This window comes from Actinomycetospora sp. CA-053990, assembly GCF_050948445.1.
Lineage (GTDB): Bacteria > Actinomycetota > Actinomycetes > Mycobacteriales > Pseudonocardiaceae > Actinomycetospora > Actinomycetospora callitridis.
Window position 1 is genome coordinate 243,853 of the sequence record NZ_CP192043.1, and the last position, 22,950, is coordinate 266,802.

At 73.1% G+C, this 22,950-nt stretch carries 20 protein-coding genes; 14 read left to right on the forward strand and 6 right to left on the reverse strand.

Translation table 11 applies throughout. The annotated features are described in order from the left end of the window. The 4 genes from lysS to ACQPYN_RS01220 are packed head-to-tail and all read left to right on the forward strand — an operon-like array spanning position 1 to position 6,590. Positions 1 to 3,495: a lysine--tRNA ligase gene (gene lysS, locus ACQPYN_RS01205; protein WP_433032330.1), complete on the forward strand. Its 3,495-nt coding sequence runs from the start codon at positions 1 to 3 to the stop codon at positions 3,493 to 3,495. Positions 3,496 to 3,529: 34 nt separating this feature from the next. Further along, complete coding sequence (locus tag ACQPYN_RS01210; protein ID WP_433032333.1) at positions 3,530 to 4,030, forward strand: hypothetical protein; 501 nt, start codon at positions 3,530 to 3,532, stop codon at positions 4,028 to 4,030. Then, positions 4,027 to 5,454, forward strand: a complete 1,428-nt coding sequence (locus ACQPYN_RS01215) for an APC family permease (protein WP_433032336.1) — start codon at positions 4,027 to 4,029, stop codon at positions 5,452 to 5,454. The genes ACQPYN_RS01210 and ACQPYN_RS01215 overlap by 4 nt, the downstream gene beginning before the upstream one ends. Continuing rightward, complete coding sequence (locus ACQPYN_RS01220; RefSeq protein ID WP_433032339.1) at positions 5,451 to 6,590, forward strand: alpha/beta hydrolase; 1,140 nt, start codon at positions 5,451 to 5,453, stop codon at positions 6,588 to 6,590. Before ACQPYN_RS01215 ends, ACQPYN_RS01220 begins: the two co-directional genes overlap by 4 nt. A gap of 98 nt (positions 6,591 to 6,688) precedes the next feature. Here ACQPYN_RS01220 and ACQPYN_RS01225 read toward each other — a convergent pair whose 3' ends face one another. Continuing rightward, complete coding sequence (locus tag ACQPYN_RS01225) at positions 6,689 to 7,651, reverse strand: helix-turn-helix transcriptional regulator (RefSeq protein ID WP_433032342.1); 963 nt, start codon at positions 7,649 to 7,651, stop codon at positions 6,689 to 6,691. Between the two features lie 129 nt (positions 7,652 to 7,780). On the opposite strand from ACQPYN_RS01225, the gene ACQPYN_RS01230 reads away from it, so the two are divergent. Then, positions 7,781 to 9,208, forward strand: coding sequence for an amidase (locus ACQPYN_RS01230; RefSeq protein WP_433032345.1), 1,428 nt, complete (start codon positions 7,781 to 7,783; stop codon positions 9,206 to 9,208). On the opposite strand, the gene ACQPYN_RS01235 is transcribed toward ACQPYN_RS01230, so the two are convergent. Further along, positions 9,205 to 9,645 carry an SRPBCC family protein gene (locus tag ACQPYN_RS01235; RefSeq protein ID WP_433032348.1) on the reverse strand — a complete coding sequence of 147 codons (441 nt, stop codon included), beginning with the start codon at positions 9,643 to 9,645 and terminating at the stop codon, positions 9,205 to 9,207. The genes ACQPYN_RS01230 and ACQPYN_RS01235 overlap by 4 nt on opposite strands. A 54-nt stretch (positions 9,646 to 9,699) precedes the next feature. Between ACQPYN_RS01235 and glf the strand changes: the two genes are divergently transcribed. From glf to ACQPYN_RS01260, 5 genes are all read left to right on the forward strand, one after another. Then, positions 9,700 to 10,896 (forward strand): UDP-galactopyranose mutase, encoded by a 1,197-nt coding sequence (glf, locus tag ACQPYN_RS01240; RefSeq protein WP_433032351.1) that lies wholly within the window; start codon positions 9,700 to 9,702, stop codon positions 10,894 to 10,896. A gap of 88 nt (positions 10,897 to 10,984) precedes the next feature. Continuing rightward, a complete protein-coding gene (locus ACQPYN_RS01245; RefSeq protein ID WP_433032354.1) occupies positions 10,985 to 11,245 on the forward strand; it encodes a hypothetical protein in 261 nt (86 codons plus the stop codon). Between the two features lie 100 nt (positions 11,246 to 11,345). Continuing rightward, complete coding sequence (locus ACQPYN_RS01250; protein ID WP_433032357.1) at positions 11,346 to 13,397, forward strand: glycosyltransferase; 2,052 nt, start codon at positions 11,346 to 11,348, stop codon at positions 13,395 to 13,397. A 156-nt stretch (positions 13,398 to 13,553) separates the two neighbouring features. After that, the gene (locus ACQPYN_RS01255; RefSeq protein WP_433032361.1) at positions 13,554 to 14,153 is read left to right on the forward strand and encodes a DinB family protein; all 600 of its coding nucleotides are present in this window, start codon (positions 13,554 to 13,556) and stop codon (positions 14,151 to 14,153) included. A gap of 50 nt (positions 14,154 to 14,203) precedes the next feature. Next, positions 14,204 to 14,947, forward strand: coding sequence for a hypothetical protein (locus tag ACQPYN_RS01260; RefSeq protein ID WP_433032364.1), 744 nt, complete (start codon positions 14,204 to 14,206; stop codon positions 14,945 to 14,947). Between the two features lie 7 nt (positions 14,948 to 14,954). Here ACQPYN_RS01260 and ACQPYN_RS01265 read toward each other — a convergent pair whose 3' ends face one another. Next, positions 14,955 to 16,286, reverse strand: coding sequence for an MFS transporter (locus ACQPYN_RS01265; protein WP_433032366.1), 1,332 nt, complete (start codon positions 16,284 to 16,286; stop codon positions 14,955 to 14,957). Between the two features lie 422 nt (positions 16,287 to 16,708). On the opposite strand from ACQPYN_RS01265, the gene ACQPYN_RS01270 reads away from it, so the two are divergent. From ACQPYN_RS01270 to mscL, 3 genes are all read left to right on the forward strand, one after another. Continuing rightward, complete coding sequence (locus ACQPYN_RS01270; protein WP_433032369.1) at positions 16,709 to 17,014, forward strand: hypothetical protein; 306 nt, start codon at positions 16,709 to 16,711, stop codon at positions 17,012 to 17,014. A 142-nt stretch (positions 17,015 to 17,156) separates the two neighbouring features. After that, a complete protein-coding gene (locus tag ACQPYN_RS01275) occupies positions 17,157 to 17,477 on the forward strand; it encodes a hypothetical protein (RefSeq protein ID WP_433032372.1) in 321 nt (106 codons plus the stop codon). Between the two features lie 287 nt (positions 17,478 to 17,764). Then, positions 17,765 to 18,229 carry a large conductance mechanosensitive channel protein MscL gene (mscL, locus tag ACQPYN_RS01280; protein ID WP_433032375.1) on the forward strand — a complete coding sequence of 155 codons (465 nt, stop codon included), beginning with the start codon at positions 17,765 to 17,767 and terminating at the stop codon, positions 18,227 to 18,229. A 28-nt stretch (positions 18,230 to 18,257) separates the two neighbouring features. Here the strand turns inward: mscL and ACQPYN_RS01285 are convergent, their stop codons facing one another. Next, positions 18,258 to 18,830, reverse strand: a complete 573-nt coding sequence (locus ACQPYN_RS01285; RefSeq protein WP_433032377.1) for a GNAT family N-acetyltransferase — start codon at positions 18,828 to 18,830, stop codon at positions 18,258 to 18,260. Between the two features lie 467 nt (positions 18,831 to 19,297). Between ACQPYN_RS01285 and ACQPYN_RS01290 the strand changes: the two genes are divergently transcribed. Beyond that, on the forward strand, positions 19,298 to 20,704 hold the full coding sequence (locus ACQPYN_RS01290; RefSeq protein ID WP_433032380.1) for an acyltransferase family protein: 1,407 nt from the start codon (positions 19,298 to 19,300) through the stop codon (positions 20,702 to 20,704). A 100-nt stretch (positions 20,705 to 20,804) separates the two neighbouring features. On the opposite strand, the gene ACQPYN_RS01295 is transcribed toward ACQPYN_RS01290, so the two are convergent. Further along, a complete protein-coding gene (locus tag ACQPYN_RS01295; protein ID WP_433032383.1) occupies positions 20,805 to 21,560 on the reverse strand; it encodes a decaprenylphospho-beta-D-erythro-pentofuranosid-2-ulose 2-reductase in 756 nt (251 codons plus the stop codon). An 8-nt stretch (positions 21,561 to 21,568) separates the two neighbouring features. After that, positions 21,569 to 22,939 (reverse strand): FAD-binding protein, encoded by a 1,371-nt coding sequence (locus tag ACQPYN_RS01300; RefSeq protein WP_433032386.1) that lies wholly within the window; start codon positions 22,937 to 22,939, stop codon positions 21,569 to 21,571. Positions 22,940 to 22,950: the final 11 nt, after the last annotated feature.

Sequence of the window (22,950 nt, forward strand, 5' to 3'; positions counted from 1 at the left end):
ATGGACGCCCACACGGACGCCCACGACGAGGCCCCCGCCGACGCGCCGGACACCGGCCCCGACGACGCGAACGACTCCCACGGCCACGAGGCGCGCCTCGGCCAGCAGGACATCCGCACGGCGAAGCTCGCCGCCCGCCGCGCGGCGGGGGAGACCGAGCCCTACCGCTGGCCGGTCGACCACTCGCTGGCCGACCTCCGCGCCGCCCACGGCGACCTCGCCCCCGACACGCTCACCGGCGAGGAGGTCCACGTCGCCGGCCGGCTCGCGGGCCTGCGCCGTCAGGGCGGGCTGAGCTTCGGGACGCTGCGCGACCGCAGCGGCACCATCCAGCTCTTCGTCGACACCGCGGTCGTCGGGCACGACGCGCACGTCGCGATCGACGACCTCGACCGCGGCGACTGGGTCGGCGTGCGCGGCACGGTGATGACCACCAAGCGCGGCGAGCTCTCGATCCGCGTCGAGGATTGCGCCCTGCTGGCGAAGGCGCTGCGGCCCCCGGCCGGCGGGCACCACGGCCTCGCCGACGTCGAGACGCGCTATCGCCAGCGCTACGCCGACCTCGAGGTCAACGAGCGCACCCGCGAGATCTTCCGCATCCGCCACGCGGCGGTCCACGCGATCCGCCACCACCTCGCGGAGAAGGGCTTCACCGAGGTCGAGGGCCCTGTCCTGCAGAGCATCCAGGGCGGCGCGTCGGCCCGGCCGTTCGTCACCCACCACAACGCGCTCGACCTCGACATGTACCTGCGGATCGCCCTCGAGCTCCACCTCAAGCGGCTGATCGTCGGCGGCATGGAGCGCGTGTTCGAGCTCGGGCGGGTGTTCCGCAACGAGGGCGTCGACACCCGGCACAACCCCGAGTTCACGATGCTCGAGGCCTACCAGGCCTTCGCCGACTACCACGACATGATGGACCTGACCGAGGGCATGGTCGTGGCCGCCGCCCACGCCGCCCTGGGTGACGACCTCACGGTGCGCTACCAGGGCCAGGCGATCGACCTCCGGCCGCCGTGGCCCCGGCAGCGCTTCGCCGACATGATCGCCGAGAAGACCGGCGAGGTGATGCACCCGGACATGCCGATCGCCGACGCCCGGGCCGCCCTCGACCGCCTCGGGATCGCGTGGGAGCAGGGCTGGGGCCCGGGCCGGCTGATGAAGGAGGTCTACGACGAGCGCGTCCAGCACGACGTCGTCGGCCCCGTGTTCTGCATCGACTACCCGCGCGAGGTCTCCCCGCTGGCCCGCGCGCACCGCGACGACCCGGCCTACAGCGAGCGTTTCGAGCTGATCGTCGCCGGCTTCGAGCTGTGCAACGCCTACTCCGAGCAGAACGACCCGGTCGTGCAGATGGCGGCCTTCGAGGAGGAGGCGCAGGCCAAGCGCGACGGCGACCCCGAGGCCGGCGACATCGACCTCGACTACGTCCGCGCCCTCGAGTACGGCATGCCGCCCACCGGCGGGCTGGGCATCGGCATCGACCGGCTCGTGATGCTGCTGGCGAGCGTCGACTCGATCCGCGAGGTCATCCTCTTCCCGACGCTGCGGCCCGAGTTCGCCCCGCCGCCCGGCGGCGGCCCGGGCGGTGCCCACCGGCCGGTCCTGCCGCCCACCCCGATGCCCGCCGCCGCCCTCGCGGCGGCGACACCGCCGGCCCCGGTGGCGGTCGCGTCGGCCGGCGCCACGACGGCGACGGGGGCGGCCGCCGACGAGGGCCCCCCGAGCCGGCCCTGGGTGGTCACCGCGATCGCCGGCCTGACGGCGCTCGCGGGCCTGGTGCACCTGCTGGTGCACATGCCGATCGTCCACGAGCGGCTGGGCGACCGGATCAACGTCGATCTCGTCCCGCCGTGGTTCGCGGTCACCGGGCACGTGCTCTCGGCGGCGATCGGCCTGCTCCTGCTGCTGCTCGCCGACCAGCTGGCCAAGCGCAAGCAGGCGGCGTGGCGGGTGGCGGTGGGGCTCTCCGCGCTCGCGGTGGTGGCGCACATCCTCAAGGGCCCGCACCAGGTGGGGCTCGGCATCAGCGTCGCCCTGCTCGTCCTGCTGATCGTCGCCCGCAGGAACTTCCGCGCGCCGGCCGACCCGCCGTCCCTGCTGCGCCTGGTGCGCTTCGTCCCGATCTACCTGGCCGCGGTGCTGGCGTTCGGCTTCGTCTCGCTGGGGCTGCAGAGCGGGCGGATGACGCCCGACCTCACCTTGCTGGGCGGCCTCGAGACGATCTTCGGCGGGCTCGTCGGGATCGACGGGCCCTACACGTTCGACCGGCGGCTGTTCGCCGAGACGTTCCCGGCCGCGCTGCTCGCGCTCGGGGTGGTCGGGCTCGTCGTCTTCCTGATCCTGCTGTTTCGGCCGCTCACGGCCCGCGACCCGCACACCCGGGACGACTGGAGCCGCGCGCGGCTGCTGGTGCAGACCTACGGGTGGGACACGCTCGCCGCCTTCGCCCTGCGCGACGACAAGAGCTTCTTCTTCGGCTCCGACGGGCGCGCGATGATCGCGTACACGTACCTGGGCGGCTACGCGCTCGCCGCCGGCGACCCGATCGGCGACGAGGCGTCGCTGCCGGCGGTCGTCGACGAGTTCCTGGCGATGTGCGCCCAGCGCGCGTGGACCCCGGCGTTCCTCGCGGCGCGCGAGGAGGACACGGCCGAGGGCGGCCTGCTCGCCTCGCGGGGCTTCCGGTCGTTCTACCTGGGCGACGAGGCGATCATCGACTGCCCGTCGTTCACCCTCGAGGGCCGCGAGCGCAAGAGCGTGCGCGCGGCCGTCCGGCGGGTGGAGCGCACGTACCGGTTCCAGATGATCGCCGAATCGGCGGCGTCGCCGAAGCTCGTCGCGGCGCTCAACGCGATCTCGGAGAAGTGGCGCGGCAAGGACCCCGAGCGCGGCTTCACGATGTCGCTGTCGCAGGACATCACCGGGTCCGACGCCAACCGTGACTTCCTGCTGTGCGTCGCCCTCGACGCCGACGGTGTGCCCGGCGGCTTCCTGCGGCTCGTGCCGGCCTACGGCGGACCGGCCACCGGCACGACGTTCGGCTACACGCTCGACCTCATGCGCCACGACCCGGGCGCCCCGAACGGGATGACGGAGTTCCTCATCGCGAAGAGCGCCGCGGCGCTCGACGAGCGCGGCGTGACGCGCCTGTCGATGAACTTCGCGATGTGGGGGCGGCTGTTCGCCGACGACGTGCCGTTCACCGCGACCCAGAAGCTGGCCCGGCGCGCGGTGGGCGTGCTCAACCCGTTCTTCCAGGTCCGCTCGCTGCACGACTTCAACGAGAAGTTCGGGCCGCAGTGGCTGCCGCGGGTGCTCGCCTACCGCAGCCCCGCCGACCTGCCCCGGGTCGGCCTGCTCTACGCGGGCGCCGAGGGCTTCCTCGCCGTCCCGGGGCTCGGCCCGCTGTTCGTCCCGGCCGCCGTGGGCGGGGCGCCGTCGCCGTCGAGCACCGCCGCGGACCCCTCGGCGCCCCCGGGCGCGGCGGCGGCATGAAGCGTAGCGGAACGGCCGCGGGGAGAGCGGCCGCGTGAGCGTCATCGAGGCGCACCCGCGCCGGACGAAGGGCGGCGGGTTCGGTGACGTCGTGCTGATCGTCCTGCTCGCCGGCATGGCGCTGGCCGTCGTGGTCACGGTCGTCGTCATCGCCTCGGGCGGGAACCGGTCGCCCCAGGGCCCGCGCGGGGCCGGCGCGCTGGACGCTCTCCAGGGCGACATCACCGCGGCGGGGCTGGTCGTGTGCTCGCGCACCGACCTGGCCGACCCGCGGGCCACCGACGCCGTCGCCGCGCGCACGCTCGTCGTGGCCGCCCCGTGCCGCGGGGGGCAGACGGCGACGGTCCAGGCCGACGCCTTCGCCGACGACGCCGACCGCGACGCCGCGGCGCGCAGCTACGAGGGCCCCGAGCGCACGCGGACGTCGACGACCGTGCGCACCTACGGCGACCTCGTCGTGGTCGTCGGTGGTGGGGCGGACGACGTGGTGGCCGACCGGATCGACGCGATGCTGCTCGCGAAGGGCGCCCGGTGAACGCCAAGCTCGGGATCCTGGCCCTCGCCATGATCAACATCGCGGCGATCGTCAGCATCCGCAACCTGCCGGTGATGGCCGAGTACGGCTGGTCGATGCTGGCGCTGTTCGCGCTGTCGATCGTGGTCTTCCTCGTGCCGATCGCGATGGTCGCCGCCGAGCTCGGCACGGGCTGGCCGCGCGACGGCGGCGTCTACGCCTGGGTGAAGGAGGCGTTCGGCGAGCGCGCCGGCTTCCTGGCCGTCTGGTGCGACTACGCCGAGAACGTCGCCTGGTTCCCCACCGTGCTCTCGTTCATGGCCGCGAGCCTCGCCTACGCGATCGACCCGTCGCTGGCGAACGACAAGCTCTTCCTCGTCGTCGTCATGCTCGCGTTCTTCTGGGCGACGACGATCGTGAGCCTGCGGGGGGTCGGCACCTCGTCGTGGATCGGCTCGGTGGGCACGCTCGCCGGGTCCATCATCCCGGCGGTGGGGCTCGTCCTCCTCGCCGTGGCGTACCTCGCCCAGGGGAACCCGAGCGAGATCCCGTTCTCGGCCGGCGCGCTGGTGCCCGACGTCCAGCTCAACAACCTGGCGTTCCTCGGCGGGATCATCCTGCTGTTCACGGGCATGGAGATGGCGGGCTTCCACGCCCGCGACACCCGCGACCCCGGGCGCACCGTCCCGCGCGCGATCGCCCTGTGCGTCGGGGTGGTCGTCGTGTTCTCGGTGGTCGGCTCGCTCTTCCTCGCGATGGTCGTGCCCGCGAGCGAGATCAGCCTGGTGTCCGGGACGATGGAGCTCTTCTCCCGGGTGCTCGACCGCCTCGGCGTCGGGTGGGCCGTCGCGCCACTCGCGCTGGTGGTGGCGTTCGGCGGGATCGCCCACCTCGCGCCGTGGATCCTCGGGCCCGCGAACGGGGTCGCGGCGGTGGCCCGGCAGGGCTCGGTCCCCGCGCGGCTCGGGCGGCTCAACGCGAACGGCGTGCCGGTGACCCTCCTGCTGCTGCAGGGTGCGGCCGGCACCGTCTTCACCCTGCTGTTCCTGCTGGTCCCCAGCGTCAGCACGTCGTACTGGATGCTCTCGGCGGTGACGGCGCAGATCGTGATCATCATGTACGGGCTGATGTTCGCGGCGGTCGTGCGCCTGCGGCACCTCCAGCCCGACACACCCCGGCCCTACCGCATCCCGGGTGGGCTGCCCGGCGTGTACGCGGTCGGCGGGATCGGGCTCGTGGGGTGCCTGGTGGCCTTCGTGCTCGGGTTCGTGCCGCCGGGCCAGCTCGCCACCGGCAGCACCGTCACCTACGTGCTCCTGCTCGCGTCCGCGGTGGTCGTGCTGTCGGCGCCGCCGTTCGTCTTCGCGGCGCTGGCACGACGGCGGGCGCGCCGTGACGGCAGCGACAGCGAGGCCGGTGACGAGACGGCGGTGGCGGCCGGGTGAGCGTCAACGGCATCGCCGAGATCGACATCACGACGGACTCGTTCCTCGGTATCGGGGCGACCGTGGCCCTCGTCGTCGTGCTCGGTCTGGTGTTCGCGCTGCGCACCCGTGTCGGGCGCTTCAGCAGGCTCGGGCGGACGATCGTCGTGCTGGTGACCACGGCGCTCGTGCTGCTCGGCGCCGGCGCCGGGATCAACGCGCACTTCGACTACTTCCGCACCTTCGGCGACGTCATGGGGCTGCCCCCGTCCGACGAGGTGGAGCTCGCCGTCCTGCTGGCCCGCAAGGACAAGCCCGACCGGGGCGTCGTGACCACCACGGCGCTGCCGGGCAAGCGCTCGGGATTCGTCGGGCGCCCCGGGACGATCTACGTGCCCCCGGCGTGGTTCGCCCGCCCGCGTCCGGAGCTCCCGGTGGTCGTGCTGCTGCACGGGACCCCGGGCACCCCGCAGGACTGGCTGGACGGTGGCCAGGCCGCGGCCACCGCCGACGCCTACGCGGACGCGCACGACGGGGTGGCGCCGATCCTCGTCATGCCCGATGTGAACGGCTCGATCGACGGCGACAGCGAGTGCGTCGACGGCCCCGGCGGGAAGGTCGAGACCTACCTGACCGTCGACGTCCCGGCGTTCGTGGAGCAGGTGTTCCACACGGCGCCCCCGGGCCGGGGGTGGGCCGTCGCCGGCCTGTCCGAGGGCGGGTCCTGCTCGCTGATGCTCGCGCTGCGCCACCCCGACCTGTTCGCGACGTTCGGCGACTACGCCGGCCTCGCCGGACCGCGGGCGGGCGACACCAACGCCGACACCGACTCCGCGGTGGCCCAGCTGTTCGGCGGCTCGCCGCAGGCCTTCGCCGCCCACGAGCCCGCCGACCTGCTCGCCGCGCGCCGTTTCCCGCAGCTCGGCGGCTGGTTCGAGGTCGGCGACGCCGACCCGGAGCCCGCCGCCGCCGCGGACACGCTCGTCCCGGCCGCCCGCCGGGCGGGGATCAGCACCTGCGAGGTCGTGGTGCCCGGTGGCGGCCACACCTTCGCGGTGTTCTCGCAGGCGTTCTCCGACTCCCTGCCGTGGATGGCCGGGCGGATCGGGGCGGGGCCCCCGGTGGCCTGCCCGCCCGCGCAGGATGACGGCGGGTGATCGGTGCCCGGGTCAGCGGCGGACCGTCGCAGACACCGGGTGTCCGTCACACCACGCACTCGCTCGGCGCGCGCAACGCCGCGTGTCCGCCTCCCAGATCACGCGACGAGCAGGCCCCACCTCGCCGCGCACCGGGCCGCGGCCGCCCGGTTCCGCGCGCCCGTCTTGGCCAGCACGTGCTCGACGTGGGTGGCGACGGTGCGGGCCCCGATCCCCAGCCGCACGCCGATCTCGGGGTTGGAGAGGCCGTGGCCGACCCCGTCGAGCACCTGCAGCTCCCGCACGGTGAGCCCCGCGGGCGGTCCGACCTCACGGTGGAGCACCAGCACGCCCACCCCGGTGGTGTGCAGCTCGACGTCGACGACCTCCCCGGTCGCCGCGACGAGCAGCACCCGACCCGGCACCGGGGCTCCCGCGAGCACCGAGGCCGCGAGATGGGCGAGCGGGGAGGGCGGGCGCACCAGGTCGGGCCGCGCCCCCGCGGAGAGGACGACGACCCGCCCCTCCCGCTCGACGACCACCCCGTCCGCGCCGCCGTCGCCGAGCGCGCCGGTGCGCGCGGGCGGCACCGGGACGGGGTCGAGGCCGGCGGCGAGGTCCGCGCCGAGCAGCTCGAGCAGGGCCACGGTGTCGTCGTCGGGGTGCCTGCCGTCGAGTGAGCTCGCGTTGAGCATCCCGACGTAGCGGCCGTCGGCGGCGAACAGGCACTGGGTGACCCCGTCCCGGAAGCCGTGCGGGTCGATGATCCGCTCGAAGATCTCACCGCGGCGCCGCGCGGGCGCGAGGTCGCGCACCCGCACCGGGTGCCCGCCCGCGCGCACCACCGCGAACAGGCGGTCGGTGTGCATCCGCCCGTCGATCAGCGCGGTGGCCCCGGCGGGGTAGGACGACGCGAGGGTCCGGTGCGCGCCCACCGTCGGGTCCCACACCGAGACCGCCACGCAGTCGGCGGGCACGACGTCGTGGAGCCCGTCGAGCACGGTGCGGGCGGCGCCGGGGGTACGACTGCCGTGCCGCCGGAGGAACGACCGCAGTTCGCGGGCGGCCCCCACGGCGGTCATGGCAAGCGACGCTACTGGCGCGGTGTCGGCCCGACCAGCGCCCTTTCGCCGGGGCGGATCCGTCATCCGACCGATGTGCCGGCCGTTCTCCGGACCTAGCCTCCGCGCGACCGTCACCCGGGAGGACCCATGGAAGCCCACGAGTACGCCGACCTCGACGCCACCGCGCTGGCCGCGCTCGTGCGCGACGGCCAGGTCTCCGCCGAGGAGGTCCAGAAGGCCGCGACGGCGGCGCTCGACGCGGTCGACCCGCAGCTGAACGCGCTGGTCGGCGAGCGCTTCGCCGCGCCGCTCGAGTACGCCGCGGACGGGCCCTTCGCCGGTGTCCCCTTCGTGATCAAGGACCTGATCCTGCACGCGACCGGGGTGGCGCAGACCGCCGGCAGCCGCATGCTCGGGGCGGGCGTGCCCATGCCGGCCGACACCCACCTCATGGCGCGCTTCCGCCGGGCCGGTCTCGCGACCCTCGGGGTGACCGCGACACCGGAGCTCGGGTTCAACGCGACGACCGAGCCGGTCGCCACCGGCCCGGTGCGCAACCCGTGGGACACCAGCCGGAGCCCCGGCGGGTCGTCCGGTGGCTCGGCGGCGCTCGTCGCCGCCCGGGCCGTGCCGGTCGCCCACGCCAGCGACGGGGGCGGCTCGATCCGCATCCCGTCGGCCGCCTGCGGGCTGGTCGGGCTCAAGCCCAGCCAGGGACGCACGTCGCCCGGGCCGGACTACGCGGACCCCCTGCTGGGGATGGGCATCGAGTTCGTGGTGACCCGCACGGTGCGCGACTGCGCCGGCCTGCTCGACGCGGTGCACGGCGCCGAGCCCGGCGACCGCTACCTGCTGCCCGACCCCGGCCGGCCCTACCTCGACGAGGTCGGGGCGGGGGGCCGCCGGCTGCGGGTGGCCGTGCAGACCACGCCGTTCTCGGGGTCCGGCGCGGTCGATCCCCGCTGCGTCGAGGCCACCGAGGCGGCGGCGCGGACGCTGGAGGGCCTCGGCCACGCCGTCGACGTCGCCGGCCCCTCGCTGGACGCCGAGGCGTTCGACGCCGCCAACCTCGTCGCCTGGACGAGCTTCCTCGCCGACGGTGTCGACGGCCTCGCCGCCGTCCTCGGCGTCACCCCGGGGCCGGACGTCCTCGAAGCGGCGACGCTGGCGTGCGCCGAGTACGGGCGCGGGCTGCGGGCGTCGGACCTGTACGCCGCGGACCGCGTCTTCAACGCGACCCGGCGGGCCGTCGCGGAGTTCCACCAGGGCTACGACGTCGTCCTCACGCCGACGATGAACGTGCCGAACACGCCCCTCGGGTATCTCGACCAGAACGACGCCTCCCGGGACGCCCGCGGGTGGTACGACCACATCTTCTCGACGGCGGGCTTCACCGCGCTGTCCAACGTCACCGGCAACCCGGCGATCTCGCTGCCGCTCGGGCGCACCGAGGAGGGCTGGCCGGTCGGCGTGCAGGTGCTGGCGCCCTACGGCGACGAGTCGACGCTGCTCGCGCTGGCCGCCGACCTGGAGCGCGCGGTGCCCTGGGTCGGACACCGCCCGCCGACGCCCTAGCCGACCGGGAGGCCCTCGATCGCCTTCTGCAGCGTCTCCTGCGCGTCGTCGCCCAGCTTGCCGAGGGCGGGGACGAGCAGGGGGGTCGCGAGCTTCGCGGCACCGTGGAAGGTGAACGTCGCGCGGTAGGTCACCGTGGTGCCCGGACCGTCGTCGGCGAGGTACATGTCGTCCTCGCTGGTGACGGTCTTGTTCCGGCCCACGATGCGCAGGTGGCCGGGCTCGTCGACCTCGAGCGTGTAGGTCAGCGAGGTCTCGCGCCCGCGGAACTCCGAGACGTTGTGCCACTGCTTCCCGACGCCCACCGGGGTGTCGTCGACGGGCGTGCAGGAGATCGTCCCGGCGTCCCACTCCTCGGCGTTCGCGAAGTCCCGCAGGTAGGCCTGGACGGTCCCGGGCGGGGCGGGGGAGTGCGCGGTGCGCTCGACGGTGGGCATGGCGGCGGATACCCCGGCCGGGTCGGACGCACCCGCCCGCTACCGTCGAGTGCTGTGAGTGTGGATCCGGACCTCGTCGTCGTCGGCTCGGGCTTCTTCGGGCTGACCGTGGCCGAACGGGCCGCCACCGAGCTGGGCAAGCGGGTGCTGGTGATCGAGCGCCGTTCCCACCTCGGTGGCAACGCCTACTCGGAGCCGGACCCGGAGACCGGGATCGAGGTGCACCGCTACGGCGCCCACCTCTTCCACACGTCGAACACGCGCGTGTGGGAGTACGTCAACCGGTTCACCGACTTCACCGGCTACCAGCACCGCGTCTTCACGATCTACCAGGGCCGCGTCTACCCGATGCCGGTCAACCTGGCGACGATCTGCGAGTACGCGGGCCGCGCGATGAGCCCCGACGAGGCCCGCGCCTGGGTCGCCGAGCACGCTGCGGAGATCGACGTCGAGGACGCCGAGAACTTCGAGGAGAAGGGCGTCGCGCTGGTCGGCCGCCCGCTCTACGAGGCGTTCTTCGCCGGTTACACCGCCAAGCAGTGGCAGACCGACCCGAAGGAACTGCCGGCGTCGATCGTGAGCCGGCTGCCGGTGCGCTACACCTTCGACAACCGGTACTTCTCGGACACCTACGAGGGCCTGCCCGTCGACGGCTACACGGCCTGGCTCGAGCGGATGGCCGACCACCCGCTCATCGAGGTGCGCCTCGACACCGACTGGTTCGACATGCGGGACTCGCTGCCGGCCGATGTGCCGACCGTCTACACCGGCCCGCTCGACCGCTACTTCGACTTCAGCGAGGGCGAGCTCGGCTGGCGGACCCTGGACTTCGAGCCCGAGGTCCTCACGACCACCGGCGACTTCCAGGGCACGCCGGTCATGAACTACGCCGACCGCGACGTCGCGTACACGCGCATCCACGAGTTCCGGCACTTCCACCCGGAGCGCAAGCACTACCCGACCGACAAGACGATCATCATGAAGGAGTACAGCCGCTTCGCCGAGTCCGGCGACGAGCCGTACTACCCGATCAACACCGCCGAGGACCGCGCCAAGCTCGAGCGCTACCGGGAGCTCGCCCGCAAGGAGGCGACGAACCGCCGCGTGCTGTTCGGCGGCCGTCTCGGGACGTACAAGTACCTCGACATGCACATGGCGATCGGGTCGGCGCTGACACTGTTCGAGAACCGCATCGCCCCGTGGTTCACCGAGGGCGAGTCCTTCGACGGGGCGGACCTCGCCGAGGCCTGATCTCGTCACCCGTTCGGCCGCTTCGGCCGGTCGTCCGTATGCGTACGGTCACCGAATCCGTAAATCCTTGCGCCGACGGAGGCTCCTGGTGCCCGCTCCCCTGACCGGCCCGACGCGTCGGAGGTCCGCCGCCGGCGTCCTCGCGGCGCTGTCCTGCGCCGCCCTGCTCACTCTGTCCGCCTGCGACACCAGCAGCGAGTCGGGCGGGGGCTCGGGCTCCGGGCACGAGGGCGGGCATCCCACGCAGCACAGCGGCACCCATCCCACGTCCCAGCACCACACGACGACGGCGCCGACCCAGCCGTCGGAGTACAACCCGCGGAACTGCCCGTCCGGCCTGGTCTGCTGACCTGGGCGGACCGATCGACCCGATCGTGTGGGGCGACGGCCCGTCCGACCCGCCGGGGGGCTCCCGGACCCGGCGCCCCCTCGCCGCTACCGTCGTCGGTGTGACGAGCACGGTGGACAAGGGACGGCGCGGCGGCGCCACCGGGACGGTGGAGATGTCGGTGCGTCCCGCGGGCACGGCACTGCTGCAGCGCGTCATCCTGCCGCGCCCGGCCGAGCCCACCTCGGTCCGCGCGCTCTACCTGGACGAGGGCACCGCGACGTCGGTGAAGACCACCGCGCCCACCGCCCACCGTCCCGGGACCTACGACGAGACCGCCGACGAGTACGTGATGCACGTGCGCCGCAGCGGTCAGCGCGTCGCCGAGGTCGTGTCCCGCACGGGCGTGCGCCTGCCCGAGCGCAGCGAGGTCTCGTTCGCGGCGTACTTCAACGCCTTCCCCGCCGCGTACTGGCGGCGCTGGTCGATCCTCGACGAGATCACCCTGCGGCTGCGCCTGCGCGGCCGCGGGCGGGTCGACGTCTACCGCTCGACGGCACGCGGCGTGGCCGTGCACGTCACCGGGGAGGTCGTCGGCACCGGGGGCTCCGAGGGTGACGACACCGAGCACGAGGTCGTCGTCCCCGTCTCGCTCGCGCCGTTCGGCGACGGCGGCTGGGTGTGGTTCGACCTCACCAGCGAGGGCTCGTCCCTCGAGCTCGTCGCGGGCGGCTGGTACGCCGAGCGCGAGGCGCCCGGACGGGCCGCGATCGCGGTGGGCATGCCGACCTTCAACCGGCCGTCGGACTGCGTGGCGACGCTGCAGACCCTCGGCGACGACCCGCTGGTCCGCGACTCGCTCACCGCGGTGATCATCCCCGACCAGGGCACGTCCAAGGTGCGCGACCAGCCCGGGTTTGACGAGGCGGCCGCGGCGCTGGGCGACAAGCTGCGGATCATCGACCAGCCCAACCTCGGCGGCTCCGGCGGCTACGCGCGGATCATGTACGAGGCGCTGGAGAACACCGACGCCGAGCAGATCCTGTTCATGGACGACGACATCGTCCTCGAGCCGGACTCGGTGCTGCGCGCGCTGGCGTTCTCGCGGTTCGCCCGCGAGGACATGCTCGTCGGCGGTCAGATGCTCTCCCTGCAGGCGCGCTCGCACCTGCACGCGATGGGCGAGGTCGTCGACCGCGGCACGTTCTTCTGGCAGCTCGCCCCGCACACCACCGACGACCACGACTTCGCCGTCGACTCGCTGCGCGAGACGCTGTGGATGCACCGGCGCACCGACGTCGACTACAACGCCTGGTGGATGTGCCTGATCCCGCGCTCGGTGGCCGAGCGGATCGGGCTGCCGCTGCCGCTGTTCATCAAGTGGGACGACTGCGAGTACGGCCTGCGGGCCGGCAGCCACGGCATCCCGACGGCGACCGTGCCCGGCGTCGGGATCTGGCACCTCTCGTTCGTGGAGAAGGACGACAGCTCCGACTGGCAGGCGTACTTCCACGTCCGCAACCGCCTCGTCGTCGGCGCACTGCACGGCCCGGACAACCCGCGCGCGATGCTCGCGGACTCGCTCAAGCGCACGCTGCGCCACCTGTTCCTGCTCGAGTACTCGACGATCGCCCTGCACCACATGGCGATGCGCGACTTCCTGTCCGGGCCGAAGTCCCTGTTCGGCGCGCTGCCGACCGCCCTCGGCGCCGTGCGGGCCACCCGCGCGGAGTTCCCGGACGGCACGGTGCACCGCGGTGCCGACGAGGTGCCCCGCTCGCCGATGGGTGCCCGCGAGTCGCAGCTGTGGCCGAAGCCGCCGGTGGGCAAGGTCGCGCAGGTCGCCGCCCTCGCCCGCGGGCTCGCCCACCAGCTGCGCCCCGTCGACCGCGACGCCCTCGAGCGCCCCCAGCGCGAGGTCCCCGCCGAGCACAGTCAGTGGTTCATGCTCTCCCGCCTCGACGGGGCCGCCGTGACGACGTCCGACGGCTCGGGCGTGACCTTCCGCAAGCGCGACCGGGAGATGTTCTGGTCGATGCTGCGCGAGTCGGTGGCCCTGCACGCCGAGATCGCCAAGGCCTGGCCGTCCGCCCGGGCCCGCTACCAGGAGGCGATGGGCGAGCTGGTGAGCCGCAAGGCCTGGCGCGAGCAGGTCTTCGACCGTTTCCGCTGAGTCCGTTCTGTGAGTGCAAGCCCTGCGTCCACGCTTGCACCCAGTGCCAGGAAATCCGCATCCTCGTGCGCACTGGTCAGGAGAGGCGGACCGAAGCCGTCCGCCCGGCTGCCTAACGTCGTCCTCGCCAGGGACGACGAGGAGAGCAGGCCCCCGATGACCACCACCGCCGCGCAGGAGACCACCGTGACCAGCACCGCTTCCGACGAGCGCGCCGACCTCCTCGCCGAGCTGGCCCAGGCGCGCCACTGGTTGGTCTTCCCCACCCGCGACCTCACCGACGAGCAGGCCGCGTCCCGGCCGACACAGTCGCAGCTCACCCTCGGCGGGCTGATCAAGCACGTCGCGAAGGTCGAGGAGGGCTGGATGCGCTTCGCGGTCGAGGGCGCCTCGGCCGAGGAGGGCTTCGAGCTGCCCGAGGGGATGACGATCGACGACTTCGAGGGCTGGATCGCGAGCCTCGACGAGAAGCCCGCCTGGCTGGTCGAGCGCGAGAACGAGTTCAAGCTCCTGCCCGACGAGACCCTGGCCGGTGTCGTCGCCCACTACCAGGAGGTCGCGGCCCGCACCGAGGCGACGCTCGCGACGCTGCCCGACCTCAACGTCCGTCACGAGCTGCCGAAGGCGCCCTGGCACGAGCCGGGATCGTCGTGGTCGGTGCGCCGGGTGGTGCTCCACATCATCGCCGAGACGACGCAGCACGCCGGCCACGCCGACATGCTCCGCGAGCACATCGACGGCGCGACATCCATGTGAGCTACCCCTCGGTAGTGCTCGGTCACCGACCCGGTGCGATCATGCCGGGCGTGACCGAGCAGGCCGGTGCGCAGCGCACCCAGGGCGGGACCGACACCGACGACCAGGAGAGCGCGGCCGGGGGCGAGAGCACCGGGACGGCGAGCAGCACGGCCGACCAGGGTGCGAGTCCGACGGCGTCGTCCGACTCCGGGTCGTCCTCCGACGAGGGCTCGAGCTCGACCGGGTCCTCGGAGTCGAAGGGCTCCGACGACACCCGGCAGTCCCAGGACTCCGAGCAGAGCCAGGACTCCGAGCAGAGCCAGGACTCCGAGCAGAGCCAGCAGCAGTCCCAGCAGCAGGACCAGGACTCCGGGCAGCAGGCCCAGGAGTCCGGGCAGGACCAGCAGAAGTCCGAGCAGCAGGACCAGCAGCAGTCCCGGGACTCCGAGCAGACCGACGGCGCCGAGGCCCCGCACGGCCGCGAGGAGCGCGCCCCGCGGAACGTCGGCGAGACGATCTGGAAGACGACGAACGTCCTCGCGACCGTCGTGCGGGTGATCGGCTACGTCCTCGCCGCCGTGCTCCTCGCGTCGATCGTGCTGACGATCGTCGGGGTCAACGTCGCCAACGGCGTCGCGCGGTTCATCGGCGGTGTCGCCGACACCGCGGTGCTCGGCTTCCGCGACCTCTTCGTGCTCGCGGACCCGATCTTCGCCTACGTCGTGAACTACGGCCTGGCGGCGATCTTCTGGATCCTCGTCGCGGAGTTCGGCGCCCGCCTGGTGCGGTGGATCGGGGCGCGCCTGAGCTGACGGCGCATCACGTGCGGACGGCCTCCTCGCCGGCCGCCGCGCTGCCGGCGACCGCCCGGACGGGGATCAGGGTCGCGAGCCCGAGCAGGAGCACGATCCCGATCCCGAGGATCCCCCAGCGCTGCGCCCCGAACAGCGTGATGAACAGGGCGAACAGCGCCGGCGCCAGGAAGCTCACGGCGCGTCCCGTCGTGGCGTACAGGCCGAACAGCTCGCCCTCGCGCCCCGGCGGGACGAGGCGCACGAGGTAGCTCCGCGAGCACGCCTGTGCCGGCCCGACGAACAGCGACAGGAACGTCCCGCCGATCCAGAAGGCGGTGGGCCCGGACGCGAACAGCATGCCGCCGGCCGTCACGACCAGGGCCGCCAGGCATACCATGATGACGATCTTCGGTCCGACACGGTCGTCCAGCCATCCGCCGACGATCGCGCCGACCGCCGACACCACGTTGGCCACGATCGCGAAGATGATGACGTCGCCCGGGGTCAGCCCGAAGGTGCCCGACGCGAGCACGCCGCCGAAGGTGAAGACCGCGGTGAGGCCGTCGCGGTAGATCGCGCTGGAGACGAGGAAGCCCAGCAGGTTGCGGTCGTCGCGGTACAGGCGCGCCAGACGGCGGAACAACAGCCGGTACGACGCTGCCCAGCCGACCGCGGCCTCGGTGTCCCCGGGCGGCGCGGGGAACGGGAAGTGCATCCGCAGCACCGGGATGGTCGCCAGCGCGAACCAGATCGCGGCGAGGACGACCACCACCCGCACGGCCGTCCCCTCGCCCTCGAAGGCGATCACAGGCGAGTCGGAGAGGAACAGGACGAAGCAGAGCAGCAGGAGCACGATGCCGCCCACGTAGCCCGCGGCCCAGCCGATACCGGAGACCCGACCGGTGCGTCCCGGGGGCGCGAGGCGGTAGATCATCGCGTTGTACTCGACCTGTGCGAGCTCGTAGGCGAACGTGCCGATGCCGAGCATCAGCAGCCCCCACCACAGGTACGAGGGCTCCGGCGCGACGAACGCCATGAGCGCCGTGCACACCACGATCACCGCGGTGAGCCACCCGAGCCTGCGCTGCCGTCCGGTCTCGGCCCCCGCCGCGTCGCTGCGCTGGCCGTACACCGGGGCCACGAGCGCGACGAGGATGCCGGACACCGTGATCGCGGTGGCGAGCGCCGCCGAGCCGCCCGCCTCGTCGGCGGCGACCGAGCTCGTCAGGTAGACGGTGAAGACGAACGTGGTGACGACGTGGTTGAAGGCGGCGGAGCCCCAGTCCCAGGTGGCCCAGGCCGCGAGGGGGCGCCCGATGCGGACGGTCGACGCGGACGGCGTGGTCGAGGACGACACGGGCGAACGGTAGCGACAAGGGACCCGTCTGCGCTTGCTCCGGATGGGCGGGTGAGCGGTCCGAATGGGCGTGGGCAACCGCGACACCTGCCACCCACCGCGGTCGACGAGCCGTTCGGCGTTCGCTCGAACAGAGCAACCCCGCACCCTTCGTGATCTTCGCGGGGACCGGCGTGCACTCCGTCGTGGATCACCGGTCCAGGATGATCACCCCCCGTCCGTGACGAGTACGGAAGCCTGCATGCCGATCACCTCGTCAGGGTCCGGACGATCACGAGCGGGTGACCGACTCGCGAGATCCTCCGTGCCCGAACTGCTCGGACGTCAACCACTAATGTCCGCCGCGCGGCATTCCGGTGCCGCCGGTGAAGGCTTCCCGTCGCCGCCCTGGCACGGGAAGGACCATTCGAAAGGACATCACTGTGGGGATTCTCCGTAAGTCCGTGCTGGCGACCACGCTCATCGGTGCGGGACTGGCCAGCACGACCGGCGCCGCTTTCGCGCACGAGGGCGGCCAGGAGGGATTCGCGAACGTCGACGATGTTCAGACGATCGTCCCGACGAACGTGTGCAACAACGACGTCCCGGTCAACGTGCTCGGCGTCCAGGTCCCCGTCCAGGACGTGGCCGGCACCATCCCGGTCCTCAGCCCGGCCGAGCACGGCAGCGAGCAGGCCGCCGGTGTCGCGAAGAGCTGCGACAACGACGTCGCCGCCGACAACGACTGAGCAGGACTCCCTCGCTCCTGGCAACACCCCGCGGCTCGGTGACGGGAGAGCAGGCCCGACCTGCCTTCCCACGGTCGGCCGCTCTGCTCCCCCACGATCCCGCCGAGCGGGGTCGACGACCTCACCCGAGGAGAACCCTGCTGTGAAGCTACTGCGTCGCTCCCTGACCGCCACCGCTCTGATCGGCACCGGCCTGGCCTGCACCACCGGTGCCGCCTTCGCCGGTGAGGAGCACCACGACCACGCCACCGAGCAGCACGGCGTGGTCAACATCAGCGATGTCCAGACGATCGTGCCGACCAACGTCTGCGGCAACAACGTCCCGGTCAACGTCCTCGGGGTGCAGGTCCCGGTCCAGGACGTCGCCGGCACCGTCCCGATCCTCAGCTCGGTGGAGAAGGGCAGCGAGCAGGAGGCGGGCATCAGCAAGAGCTGCGCCAACGCCGTGGACGCCGAGAACTAGATCTCCACACGTGCCCGTCGACCCCGTATCGACGGTGCACCCCGCGGAACGAGCGCTCCCTCGGGCCGGTCGATCCGGCCTCCCGGTCCCGAGGGGGCGCTCGGTCCGTGTGATCGCACGGACCCACTCGGGGACGGGACAGGTCCCCTCTCCGGACGAGTGGTCCGGGCCGAGGACCCGGTGCGAGACCGCCCGTCGGGGGAGGGTCTCGCGCCGGGTTCTCCGCGGCTCGACCGGTGCCCCTATCCTTCGGCACGGAATAGCGATCCGTACGCCGGAGGAGAGACGTGCTCAAGGGATTCAAGGATTTCCTGCTCCGCGGGAACGTGGTCGATCTCGCGGTGGCGGTCGTCGTGGGCGCCGCATTCACCGCCGTGGTGACAGCGTTCACCAGCGCTTTCCTCAAGCCCCTGATCCAGGTGTTCTCCGGTGGGGGTGAGTTCGCCGGTTCCTTCGTGGTCTCGGGCGTCGTGTTCGACTACGCGAGCTTCATCAACGCGCTCATCACGTTCGTCCTCACGGCTGCCGTCATCTATTTCCTCGTGGTCATGCCGCTGAAGGTGGTCGAGGAGCGGCGGCGTCGCGGCGAGGAGGAGGGCCCGGCCGACCCCTCCGACGTCGAGCTGCTCATCGAGATCCGTGACCTGCTCAAGGCCCAGGCCCGCCCGGTCCCGGGTGACGGCCGCGATGGCAGGGACGGCCGTGACGACGCGGGTGGCGCCGGCGGGCGCATCCCCCAGCAGGACCGCTGAGCCCGAGCCGTGCTGAGTCCGGCCCTGCTCAGGCCGCGAGGTCCCCGGCGGCCGTGAACGCCACCGGGTCGATCTCGAAGTGCACCGTCGACCAGGGGTCGGGACGCGCGTCGTGCACCAGCACCGCGCCGGGGAAGTTCGACCAGAACGCCAGCGCCCCCGGGATCGACGCGTTGGTGTGCAGGCAGACCGGGTCGTAGCCCGCGCCGAGCGCCCACCGCGCGGCCCCGGTCGCGAGCATCCGGCCCACGCCCAGGCGGCGGTGCCCGGGGTCGACCCAGACCCGGCAGATCTGGCCGACGCACCGGCCCTCGTAGCGGCGCGCGAGCCACGTCGGCGTGAACTGCGGCTTCGGGCCCCCGGCGCGCACGGACGCGGTGCCGGCGACGACGGGCCCGTCGGGTCCCTCGGCGTGGCAGACCAGCAGGTGCGTCCCCCGCGCTCCGAGGTACGTGCCGGCGAGGTCGTCGATGTCGGCGTGCAGGCGCGGGTCGTAACCGCCGAGCTCGCGCTCGAGCATGCCGCGCATGTGCCGCGCCACCGCGGGGAGATCCTCGGGACGCGCGGCGCGGACGACGGGCGGCGCGATCGCCAAGGTCATGGCGACACTGTTGCACAACACTGGCAACCGCGAAACACACGGAGCCGCCAGTTCCTACGACCGGACAGGTTCTGGCAGCCCGGTCCTCCTGGCCCGCCCGGTACGAGAACGAGCGGTGGTCGGGGTAGGGCTGCGGGTAGGGCTGGCGCGGGCCGAGGGCCCCGGTGATCTCGGGGCCGGTGGCACCTCCGCCAGGTACGGAGGGTCCCCGCGCAACGGGTCCGACCCGGTCGCCGCTCGGGCCTCGACGACACACCCTCGACCCGGTGTCACCACCGCACGGCCGTGACTGCTCCGTTCGAGCCACGGTGACGCTGAGCGACCGCGATGACCGCCTGTGATCCCCGGTCGAATGGCGCGCCACCCCGATCCACCGATCGGAGTATCAGGTAGCGGCCACTCGGAGCCGTTAACCAGGTCGAGGGTCGGCGGACGCCGATCCCGCCGGTGGACGTCGGGGAGGCGCGATGCGGACGGTGGTGGGGCAGGACCACGACATCCCGGCGCCGCGGGGCGGAACGTCGCCCCGCCCGACGGCCCCGGTGGGTCGGCCGGCCACCGTCGAGATCCCGGCGCTGACCGGACTGCGCGCGGTCGCCGCGGTGTGGGTGCTCGTCCACCACCTGAGCTTCCTGCCCGTCACCGGCTATGCCGCGTGGTTCGGGCCGGTCGCCCCGCTGCTCGCGGCGGGTCCGCTCGGGGTGGACCTGTTCTTCGCCCTCTCGGGCTTTCTCCTCGCCCGCTCCTACCTCGACCGCTGGCGTGGTGCGCCGGGGCCGCGGCAGGCGCTGGGCTTCGTCTGGGCGCGACTCGCCCGGGTGTGGCCGCTCTACGCGGTCGTGGTGGTCCTGGTCGGGCTGTGGTGCGCGGCGCGCGCCGTCCTGGGGAGCGACGGCGTCGTCACGTGGCAGGGCGCCCAGCCCGGCCTGGACCCCCTGAGCTGGCTCCGTCAGCTCACGATGACGCAGATGTGGGACTCGCCGGGCATCGACGGCGTGTCCTTCGTCCTGCCGGCGTGGTCGATCAGCGCGGAGTGGGCCGCCTACCTGGCGTTCCCGCTCCTGGCCGCCGCCGCCTGGTTCGTGCGGGGCTGGCCGCGCCCGGTGCTCGCGGTGCTGGCCGTGCTCGCGGCGATGCCGACGGCCGTCTTCGCCGTGCAGGGCGCGCTGCACGGGGCGTTCGAGGGCTTCTGGGCGGTGCGCCTCGTCGCCGGCTTCACCGCGGGCGTGCTGACCTGGCTGGTGGTGCGCCGGGTGCCGCGCACTCAGAGGGTCTCGCGCTGGGCGCACCGCGTGCTGGTGGTCGCGTTCGCCGAGATCGCCCTGGTCGTCTACTGGGCCGCCACCGCGCCGGCGACCGCCGCCGTCAGCGCCGACGCCCGCGTCTTCCTCGCCGTGCCGATGCTGCCGGTGCTGCTCGGCGCGCTGGCGCTCACCGACGGACCGGTCGCCCGCGTCCTGGGCACTCCGCGTCTGCGGCACGGCGGGCGCATCTCCTACGCCCTGTACCTCGTGCACTTCCCGCTGATCGAGATGGCGCTCGTCGCCATGACGCGCATCCCCGCGCTCGCCCCGGACACGGCGGCGGCCGCCCTGCTGGTGCCCCACCTCGCGGTGGTGTCGGTGCTGCTCGCGCACCTCGCCTACCGGTGGGTGGAGGAGCCCGCGCAGGCGTGGATGCGGGACAAGGACCCGTCGCGGCGCCGGGGTAGCGCGCGCCGCGACGTCGCGGAGGTCCGTCGACCGGAGGCCACCCCGCACTCCGGTGGACGGACGGTCGGGCGGCGTGGGGGCAGCCACGCCGTCCGGCCGGCAGCGGTCACCGCGGTCACCGCCATCGCGGACCCGACGACCACGTCCCTGCGCGCGGCCTGAGCCCGCGCTCCTCGCTCGGCGGTCGCGCGGGTCCCGCGGGTGCCGCCTCGGTGAGGACGAGGCCCTCCCGGGTGCGGACGCGATCCCATCGCGACCCGGACTACACGGGCAGGCGGCGGAAGATCGGGCGCGGGATGTGGCGCAGGACGGTCATGACCGCGCGCAGCGGGGCGGGCGCCCAGACCTGCTCCTTGCCCGACGACACCGCCGAGACGATGACGTCGGCGACCTTCTCCGGGGTGGTCGAGAGCGGCGCGGGCGACAGGCCCTCGGTCATCTTCGTGTGCACGAAGCCGGGGCGGACGACCGTGACGCCGATGCCGTCGCCGCGCAGGGCCTCGGTGAGCCCGGTGTAGAAGGCGTCGAGCCCGGCCTTCGTCGAGCCGTAGACGAAGTTGGAGCGGCGGGCGCGCTCGCCGGCCACCGAGGACAGTGCGACGACGTGGCCGTGGCCCTGGCGGCGGAACTCGGCGGCCAGCGCCACACCGACGGACACGGCGGCGACGTAGTTGACCTCGGCGAGCTCGACGGCGACGTCGATGTCCTGCCAGGCCTTCTCCTGGTCGCCGAGCAGCCCGAACGCCACGATCGCGACGTCGATGTCGCCGCCGGCGAAGGCCTTGCGGACGGCCTCGGTGTGCACGGCCGCGTCGCGGGCGTCGAACTCGACGGTCTCGACCGTCGCGCCGGCGCGCGTGAGACGGGCAGCGGCGTCGGCGAGCCGCGGCGACTGGCGCCCGGCCAGCACCACGCGCACCGGGCCGCCCTCGAGGTACTTCTCGGCCGTGGCGAGGCCGATCTCCGAGGTGCCGCCGAGCAGCAGCAGCGACGAGGGGTGGCCGACAGCGTCGATCATGGTTCTCCTCAGGAGGTGAGGCGGAGGCGGCGCGACATGTCCGAGGCGAACACCCCGTCGGGGTCGGCGGCGTCGCGGACCTTGCGCCACTCCTCCAGCCGCGGGTACATGGCGGCGAAGGTGTCGGGATCGGTGCGCGAGTCCTTGGCGGTGTAGAGACGACCGCCCATGGCCAGCACGCGCTCGTCGAGGGAGCGGCAGAAGGCGCCGAGCCCGTCGACGATCGGGAAGTCGACGCAGATGTTCCACCCCGGCATGGGGAAGGACAGCGGCGCGCGGTTGCCCTCGCCGAACTTCTTGAAGACGTTGAGGAACGAGACGTGGCCGGACTCGGCGATGTCCCGCACGATCGCCCGGAACTCGGCCTCGGCGTCCAGCGGGACGATGAACTGGTACTGCAGGAAGCCCTTGGACCCGTACGCCCGGTTCCAGTCCCCGAACAGGTCGAGGGGGTGGTAGAAGGCCGTGAGGTTCTGGATCTGGCCCCGCTTGTTCTTCGTCTTGCGGTAGTACAGCTCGCCGATCGCCGAGAACGTCAGCTTGTTGGCCAGGCCGTTCGGGAAGACGTCGGGCAGGTTCGCGAGCGTCGGTGCGTCGAACTTGAGGGGGTCGCTGCGGAGCTTCGCGGGCAGCTCGTCGAGCCGCGCGAGCGAGCCCCGTCCGAGGGCCGCGCGCCCCAGCTTCGACCCCGTGGAGATCGAGTCGAACCACGCCGACGAGTAGTCGTAGGCCTCGTCCGAGCCGTCGGAGAAGCGCTCGATCGTCTCGTCGAGGTCCGCGGTGCGCTCGGTGTCGGCGACGAAGTAGGCGGTCTCGGTCTTGGTCATCCGGACCGTCGCGCGCAGGATCACGCCGGTCAGGCCGATGCCGCCGACGGTGGCCCAGAACAGCTCGGACTCCACGCCGTCCGGCTCGAGGCGGCGGACCTCGCCGGTGCCCGTAAGCAGGTCCATCGACACGACGTGCTGACCGAAGCTGCCCGCCGAGTGGTGGTTCTTGCCGTGGATGTCGTTGGCGATCGCCCCGCCGATGGTGACCTGGCGGGTGCCCGGCAGCACCGGCACCCAGAGCCCGAAGGGCAGGGCGACGCGCATGAGGCGATCGAGCGAGACGCCGGCGTCGAGGTCGACCAGCCCCGTCTCCGCGTCGACGGAGTGGATCCGGTCGCGGGCGGTCATGTCGAGGACGAGGCCGCCGGCGTTCTGCGCGGTGTCGCCGTAGGAACGCCCGAGGCCGCGGGCGATGACCCCTCGCTGCCCGGCTCCGGCGATCGCCTCCGCCAGTGCCTCGGTGGAGGCGATCTCGTCGCCGGAGAGCACGGTGGCCCGACTCGGGGCGGTGCGCGCCCACCCGGCGAGCGTCTTCACGGAGCGAGGCATCCCGCGCGAGT

Bases quoted from the DNA above. Each gene is read 5' to 3' on its own strand.
- ACQPYN_RS01300 (WP_433032386.1), bottom strand. From the start codon at position 22,939: ATGCCTCGCTCCGTGAAGACGCTCGCCGGGTGGGCGCGCACCGCCCCG.
- ACQPYN_RS01295 (WP_433032383.1), bottom strand. From the start codon at position 21,560: ATGATCGACGCTGTCGGCCACCCCTCGTCGCTGCTGCTGCTCGGCGGC.
- lysS (WP_433032330.1), top strand. From the start codon at position 1: ATGGACGCCCACACGGACGCCCACGACGAGGCCCCCGCCGACGCGCCG.
- ACQPYN_RS01255 (WP_433032361.1), top strand. From the start codon at position 13,554: ATGACCACCACCGCCGCGCAGGAGACCACCGTGACCAGCACCGCTTCC.
- ACQPYN_RS01230 (WP_433032345.1), top strand. From the start codon at position 7,781: ATGGAAGCCCACGAGTACGCCGACCTCGACGCCACCGCGCTGGCCGCG.
- ACQPYN_RS01290 (WP_433032380.1), top strand. From the start codon at position 19,298: ATGCGGACGGTGGTGGGGCAGGACCACGACATCCCGGCGCCGCGGGGC.
- ACQPYN_RS01235 (WP_433032348.1), bottom strand. From the start codon at position 9,645: ATGCCCACCGTCGAGCGCACCGCGCACTCCCCCGCCCCGCCCGGGACC.
- ACQPYN_RS01285 (WP_433032377.1), bottom strand. From the start codon at position 18,830: ATGACCTTGGCGATCGCGCCGCCCGTCGTCCGCGCCGCGCGTCCCGAG.
- ACQPYN_RS01225 (WP_433032342.1), bottom strand. From the start codon at position 7,651: ATGACCGCCGTGGGGGCCGCCCGCGAACTGCGGTCGTTCCTCCGGCGG.